Annotated in this window: 6 protein-coding genes, 5 tRNA genes and 1 pseudogene (1 of these 12 cut by a window edge); all 12 read right to left on the bottom strand. The window is 53.6% G+C overall.

All coding sequences use genetic code 11. The features are described from left to right. A pseudogene (locus tag B2Y11_RS01820) lies at positions 1–281 on the bottom strand (GTP-binding protein); its annotated part reaches 323 nt to the left of the window's first position; the annotation flags it as partial. Between the two features lie 213 nt (positions 282–494). Beyond that, positions 495–571, bottom strand: a tRNA-Met gene (locus B2Y11_RS01815). Between the two features lies 1 nt (position 572). After that, positions 573–648 (bottom strand) — tRNA-Thr (locus B2Y11_RS01810). A 27-nt stretch (positions 649–675) separates the two neighbouring features. Continuing rightward, positions 676–751, bottom strand: a tRNA-Met gene (locus tag B2Y11_RS01805). Between the two features lie 4 nt (positions 752–755). Then, positions 756–840 (bottom strand) — tRNA-Tyr (locus B2Y11_RS01800). Positions 841–843: 3 nt separating this feature from the next. Next, positions 844–919: transfer RNA gene (locus B2Y11_RS01795), tRNA-Thr, on the bottom strand. Between the two features lie 334 nt (positions 920–1253). Continuing rightward, positions 1254–1496 carry a DUF951 domain-containing protein gene (locus tag B2Y11_RS01790; protein ID WP_291055407.1) on the bottom strand — a complete coding sequence of 81 codons (243 nt, stop codon included), beginning with the start codon at positions 1494–1496 and terminating at the stop codon, positions 1254–1256. Between the two features lie 49 nt (positions 1497–1545). Continuing rightward, positions 1546–2616 (bottom strand): hypothetical protein, encoded by a 1071-nt coding sequence (locus B2Y11_RS01785; RefSeq protein ID WP_291055404.1) that lies wholly within the window; start codon positions 2614–2616, stop codon positions 1546–1548. A gap of 136 nt (positions 2617–2752) precedes the next feature. After that, complete coding sequence (whiA, locus tag B2Y11_RS01780; protein WP_291055401.1) at positions 2753–3685, bottom strand: DNA-binding protein WhiA; 933 nt, start codon at positions 3683–3685, stop codon at positions 2753–2755. Continuing rightward, on the bottom strand, positions 3685–5037 hold the full coding sequence (locus B2Y11_RS01775) for a gluconeogenesis factor YvcK family protein (RefSeq protein ID WP_291055398.1): 1353 nt from the start codon (positions 5035–5037) through the stop codon (positions 3685–3687). The genes whiA and B2Y11_RS01775 overlap by 1 nt, the downstream gene beginning before the upstream one ends. A gap of 5 nt (positions 5038–5042) precedes the next feature. Then, a complete protein-coding gene (gene rapZ / locus B2Y11_RS01770; protein ID WP_291055395.1) occupies positions 5043–5948 on the bottom strand; it encodes an RNase adapter RapZ in 906 nt (301 codons plus the stop codon). Positions 5949–5951: 3 nt separating this feature from the next. After that, entirely contained in the window at positions 5952–6761 is an 810-nt protein-coding gene (locus B2Y11_RS01765) for an HAD family hydrolase (RefSeq protein WP_291055392.1), read from the bottom strand. Positions 6762–6895: the final 134 nt, after the last annotated feature.

Genomic DNA, 6895 nt, shown 5'->3' with positions numbered 1-6895 from the left:
GTGATCATGTTCTTTACATAGTCGGCATGCCCTGGGCAGTCAACATGTGCATAGTGACGTTTTTCGGTTTCATATTCAACGGTGGAGGTGTTGATTGTGATACCACGGGCTCTTTCTTCCGGTGCTTTATCGATGGAAGCATAGTCCAGGAAGTTAGCCTTGCCTTCTTCAGCCAGTACTTTGGTGATAGCGGCAGTCAGTGTAGTCTTGCCGTGATCGACATGGCCGATGGTGCCGATGTTAACATGCGGTTTTGTTCTTTCGTAATGAGCTTTTGCCATTTCTTTCTCTCCTTATACAAAAAAGAATTTGCAAAAATAGATTTGCGCTTTATTTATTATACATTGAAAGTCAACGGGAAACAAGAAACAGGGCGCAATTCCATATGCAATTTCAAAGAAATATAAGAATTCTGTCACCGGCCTTCGTCTTACCATACGAATGCAGATAACAGTAAAAAGAGCTCTCCGGAGAGAACTCTTTTTTACGGTGTTTGGTGGCGGCTCAGAGATTTGAACTCCGGACACAGCGGGTATGAACCGCTTGCTCTAGCCAACTGAGCTAAGCCGCCATGGAGCTGATAACCAGGATTGAACTGGTGACCTTATCCTTACCAAGGATACGCTCTACCGACTGAGCTATATCAGCAAATCTATATATAGGAAAGTATTAACATGGTGGCGGGGGCAGGACTTGAACCTGCGACCTTCGGGTTATGAGCCCGACGAGCTACCAACTGCTCCACCCCGCGATATTGGTGGGCGGAATAGGATTCGAACCTATGAAGGCAAAGCCGGCAGATTTACAGTCTGCTCCCTTTAACCACTCGGGAATCCGCCCATATGGAGCTGGCAATAGGACTTGAACCTACGACCTGCTGATTACAAATCAGCTGCTCTACCAACTGAGCTACGCCAGCACGCAAGTGACGAAAGTTATTATACACAATTTCGTTCCGCTTGTCAAGAACTTTTTTAGTTCTTTTTGCTCACTCAGAGGTTTGTCCTCATCACGTTTATAGATTATACCATCGAGATGACGCTCTGTCTACCCCCTTTTTACAATTTTTTGAAAAAGGTTTACGAAGAGGATGGGACATGATGAAACGCCGCTGCCCCAAGCCGGACAGGAAGCCTTTTGTCCATAGTTTCCTGTTGCTATGATACGCCATGGCCCCAGGCCGGAGAGGAAACTTTTTGCCCATAGTTTCCTGTTGCCATGATACGCCACGGCCCCAGGCCGGAGAGGAAGCCCTACCCTTCCGTAGACTCTTCGCTTCTCTGGGCCAGAGGGGTGTCCTTTGTGACGTCACGGTTCAGTACCTTCTTGGCACCTTTCAGAAACTTGGGGCGGGGAATGAGGACGATGTGCCCGCAGCCACAGCATTTGATACGCATATCGCTTCCCAGCTGCAGCACTTCCCATTCCTGGCTTCCGCAGGGATGTTTCTTTTTCATCTGTACAATATCGCCGATACGAAACTGAATAAATTTCATTTTAGGTCTCCTTTGTTGAAAACAGATAGGGTGGGTAGCTTCCAGCTGCTTATTTCCGGTCCAGGGATTCCTTTTCCGGCACCATGAGGAAGCGGACAGGCAGGTAGGTGGCGCCGGCGGGAATGAAGCGGATGTAAAGGTCCTTCCCCATGTCCCAGGTGCCGCAGGAAATATAGTCTCTTTCGGTGCCGTTTCCAAACCAGCGCCGTCCCAGGCGGTCATTGGTGCGGTATACCCGAAGGAGCCTCGGATTGGTACCGATCTGGAAGGTACCCATGTACACGCCGCCCTGGGCGTTGATATATAGATTATACTTCCCGCTGCCGCTGTTATGAAAGGTCACATGATAGGTGATGCCGTAGTCTCCTGTGTTTTCCCTTTCCACATGGCTCATTTCATCCTGTCCTTTCTGGAAGGGATAGGAATTGCCGATGGAAATGTCGGCAGGTCCTTTGGCAAAGTCCCAGGTTTCGTTTTCCAGGTAAATATCTCTGGCAAAGGTACCTCTCATTTCATGAGTATCCGGCGGGAGGGGAATCGCTGTGTCCAGAGCCTTTTCCAGGTCTTTGGCATCGCCGTCGGGAAGGATGGCAGTGCCCAGGGTGACGGGCTTCTTCGTTTCAATTTCCACCATGCCGCTGACCAGGTTTTCCTCGGCAATGCCCTGGGGATCATCGTCAAAAAGGATGGTTTTCTTTCCCAGAAGGAGCGTAACCGTTTCCGGCTTTTCTTCCTCTCCCACCGCTTCCCGGAAGGACAGGGTAGCGCCGGTAGGGATGTAGCTGCTGCTGGCATCGCCTTTGATCCGGCGGTTCACAGTGATGGGCTGTTTCTTGTCTGATTTCGCGTACACCAGCACCCGGGCGGGACCGCCGGTTTCATTCACATGGTAATAATAGACCCGTCCCTTTCCGGGAGCGGCGGTGCCTTCATACAAAATGCCTGCCTGGTCTGCATACTCCGGGCAGTCGGAAAAAATCAAAGTGCCTTCAGCCTTCGTCTGTTTCAAAGGAAGGGTGGTATAGGTTTCATCCACCGGAGACGATGCGAAAGCAGTCAAACCACCTGCCATGGTCATGGCAGCGGCGAGGGATGCAATAGTTTTTTTTAAGATGGACATGGGTTTACTTCTTTTCTGTATGTATTTCCTTTGCTATGTTAAATATTCCATAGACGGTAAAAGGTCCAGAGGGCTGTGGTGGCGGCATCGCCTTTGGGGCGATACCTGTAAAGCCTGCTTTACCTGCTTTTTCCCCTCAGCCCGTTTTTCCGCTTTCTTCCATGGCCTGTACCAGGGATTCTATTTTTTTGAAGCGGTGGGCCAGGCCGGATTTGGTGATGCCGCAGATGGCGGCCAGTTCGGAGAGGCTGGCGTTGGGATGGGAGAGGCGCACTTCGCAGGCTTCCCGGATTTTCGGGGACAGGGAGGACAGGGTGTTTCCTTTGAGAAGTTTCTGCACCATATGGGTCTGGTGAACGGCGGCGTCCACGGTTTTCTGCAGGTTGGCTGTTTCGCAGTTCACCTGGCGGTTCACCCGGTTTCTCATGTCCTTCACCACCCGCACGCTTTCAAAGTCCAGGTAGCTCTGGCTGGCGCCTACGATCTGGAGAAATTCGGACACTTCGTCTCCGTCTTTTATATATACAATATAGTCGTTTTTCCTGTCGGTCATGCGGGCGTTCATTTTGAAATAGGCCATGGTCTTCACGATTTCTTCTGCAAACCGGAAGGACTGGGTCACCATTTCCAGATGGTAGTCGCTTTGGGGCCGGCTCACGGAGCCGCCGCCCAGGAAAGCGCCGGCCAGGTAGGCCCTTTTTTCTTCGCCGCTTTCAAGGAAGGGGCTGTCGTCTACGCCGGCCATGGGGGAAAGGCCCATGGTGTCCAGGAAGGAGAGCCCCTTTTCTGAAGGCTCCACCACCAAAGTGTATACGTTTTTCTTCCGGAGACGGCGGCCCTGTCGCACCATGGCGCTGGGCATGAATCCGAAGTCTTTTTTCAGGTACACCAGCACCCGCCGGGCTACGGCGCTGTTTCCGGTGGAAAATTCCAGTCCCCAGCGCCCCCGGGATCCGGTCACGAAGGAACCGCTCATACGGAGAAGGGCCAGAAGCTCTGCCCGGCGACAGGACGCTTCGTCCCTGCGGATACGGGCCAGTTCGTTCTTGACCTGTTCTGTAAATGACATTAATGACTCCTCTTCAAATACTCTTCCAATGCTTCCGGCGCGATTTTCGCCTGGAGAAGGTTGTGGATACGGACGATTTCATCGGAAAGGACTTCCGTGTCCTGCACCGCTCCACGGGCTCCGCCCAGAAGGTCTGCTTCAATAAGCTGGGCGCCCAGGGATTCCACCTTCTTCCGGTCGATGGATACAGGGAAAGCATGGGCTTTTTCATATTTCTTCAGCACCTCCGGCGAAGGAGTGCCGTTGTTGGCAAGGACGAAATCCACCACCCCGCCGCCGATGTGATCCACCAGTGCCTTCAGGTGATCTCCTACGGTATAGCCCGTGGTTTCGCCGGGCTGGGTCATCACGTTGCAGATATAAAGCACGGGGGCCCCGCTTTTGCGGATGGCTTCCAAAATTTCCGGCACAAGCAGGTTGGGCAGTACGGAAGTATACAGGCTTCCGGGGCCCAGGGTAATGAGATCCGCTTCCTTGATGGCCTCCAGGGCATCCCCTACGGCCATGGGGGCTTTGGGGACGGTGGTCATGCGGACGATTTTCACGTCCCTGCCGATTTTACCGGGGTAGGCGGAAATTTCCGACTCCCCTTCCACGATTTCCCCGTCCGACATTTTGGCCCGGAGCCGTACCTTCTGGGAGGTGGCAGGCATGACCTGGCCGCGGATGTTCAGAACCTTGCTGGCTGCTTCCAGCGCATTCTGCACGCTGCCGAACTGCTTGATAAGGGCCGCCAGGAAAAGATTTCCCAGGCTGTGTCCTGCCAGCTCGCCTTCGCCGCCGAAGCGGTACTGGAAAATCTGCTCCAGCACCGTTTCCTTGTCAGCCAGCGCCACCAGACAGTTCCGAAGGTCGCCGGGGGCAATGATTCCCATTTCCTCACGGAGCCTTCCGGAGGAGCCGCCGTCATCGGCTACGGTGACAATGGCGGTAATATTGGAAGTCCTGTTCTTCATGCCACGGAGCAGCATGGACAGACCATGGCCGCCGCCGATGGCCACCACCCGGAGTCCCCGGGAGAGCTCCATGCGGGACAGGAGCTTCTTGGACACTTCCTTCTGGTCCGGCGCCAGAAGCTCCACAAACCGCTTCATGAGCTTCCTCACCGCCGTAGTCATGATCCACAGCCCCAGAATGACAAAGAGGGTGCCGCAGATGGCCAGGAATGTATAGCTGTAGCTTCCGGTCATCTGGAACGCGAAGCGCAGCATTTTTTCTTCCATAATTCCGAAAATCTGGTAATTCAGAATCAATGTGGCACCGAAGACCAGGAGGATGATTCCCAGGGAAAAGAGAACCATCCAGCGCTTAATGGCAAGGCCCGGCCGGAGCCACTGCATGAAATGTTTCATGAAACTCATCCTTCCGAAGAATCGGTCACATCATGCTCTATATGATTGCGATGCAGATCCCGATGTTCCACATTCACATGTCCGAACTTTTCTTTCAAATGGCTGCCCAGCCTTTCCGTCACGAAGACAGAGCGGTGCATACCGCCGGTGCAGCCGATGGCAATGGTGAACTGGGTCTTTCCGGCCTTGCGGAAACGATCCACCATGAAATCCATAAAATCGTAGAGCTTGGCCAGGAATTCCTTCGTCACCGGCGCCTTCTCGATATAGTCTGCCACTTCCTTCACCCGGCCGGTGGAATACTTGTATGCCGGCACATAGAAAGGATTGGGCAGGAAACGCACATCAATCACCGTATCCGCATCAATGGGGATGCCGTACTTGAAGCCGAAGGAGAAAACGGTGACCTGCATATCCGTGCCGCTTCCGTCCACGCCGAAGCGGCTGGACAGGTACTCCTTCAAATCCACCGTCTTCATGGCAGTGGTGTCCACGATCACATCCGCCTGGGCCCTGATGCCTGCCAGGATTTTTCTCTCCTGGGCAATGCCCTCCTGGATACGCATATTTTTCGCCAGAGGATGCTGCCGCCTCGTTTCCATATAGCGGCGCACCAGCGCTTCATCAGAAGCCTCCAGGAAAACCACTTCGTGGGGAATGCCCCTTTTCTTCAGTTCATCCAGCGCCTGGGGCAGGGCGTCGAAGAAAGAGCCGCCCCGAATATCGGTCACCACCGCCACATGGCGGGTATTGGACGTGCTCTTCCAGCACAGATCCGCAAACCGGGCAATGAGCACCGGCGGCAGATTATCCACGCAGTAATAGCCCATATCCTCCAGCTTCTGCATGAAATTCGTTTTTCCGGCTCCGCTCATGCCGGTAATAATGACAAAGCGGAAATCATCCTGCATGGTTCATCCCTCCAGTACATATTTCTCAACAGCCCGGGCCACACCGTCCTCATTATTGGACAAAGTCTCATGGGCAGCCGCCTCCCTGGCACTCTTCGTGCCGTTAGCCACGGCGAAAGACCAGGGCGTGGCGGAAAGCATGGAAACATCATTGTTCCCATTGCCAAAGGTCATGACATGGTCCATGGAAATCCCATAGGACTGAGCCAGTGATTCCACAGCCCTTCCCTTGGAGCACTCCTTATTGTTCATTTCAAAGAAATAGGGCTTCGATTTCACCTGGTTCACCAGTTTCCCGTATGTCTCTCCAAGGAGGGCTTCGATTTCCTTCATCTTTTCTTTATCATGCTCGCACACCAGGATTTTCGTAGGCGCCTTGGCGGGATGCCAGAAATCATCCCCCGCCACATGGGCCTTCACGCCGCACTGCTTCTCGTATGCATCGGTCCTTTCATCCCGGAAAGGCACATAGAGCTCATCGTCGATATAGGTGTGGGCATACCATCCATGGCTTCTGATATCCGCCAGAATGGAAAGGGCCAGCTCCTTTTCAATCCGCACATCCCGCACAATCTTTCCGCTCTCGCAGAGCCCCGTCATGGCGCCGGTATAGCAGATCACCGGCACATCACCCAGACCGATGGCCTTCCCCCAGGGACGGGCCGCCTGGAACATGCGCCCCGTGGCAATGACGATCTTCACGCCCCGGGAAAGAGCCCGGGCCAGTACCTGTTTCGTGTAGTCCGAAACGGAAATATCATCCCGTAAAAGGGTATCATCCAAATCAATGGCAATCATTTGTATAGAAGACATGGTATGCTCCTTGTAATCAATTGGACACGCCTACGGCGTGAAGGTTCAGAAGGTTCAAAAGGTTCAGAGGGGAAGGTTGACGGGGCTTCGCCCCGAGGGTTGTGGCCGCCTGACGGCGGCGGGTTGTGTTCGCT

This window comes from Dialister sp. UBA1703, from assembly GCA_002320515.1.
Taxonomy (GTDB): domain Bacteria; phylum Bacillota; class Negativicutes; order Veillonellales; family Dialisteraceae; genus Dialister.
This window is presented reverse-complemented; position numbering and strand designations above follow the sequence as displayed.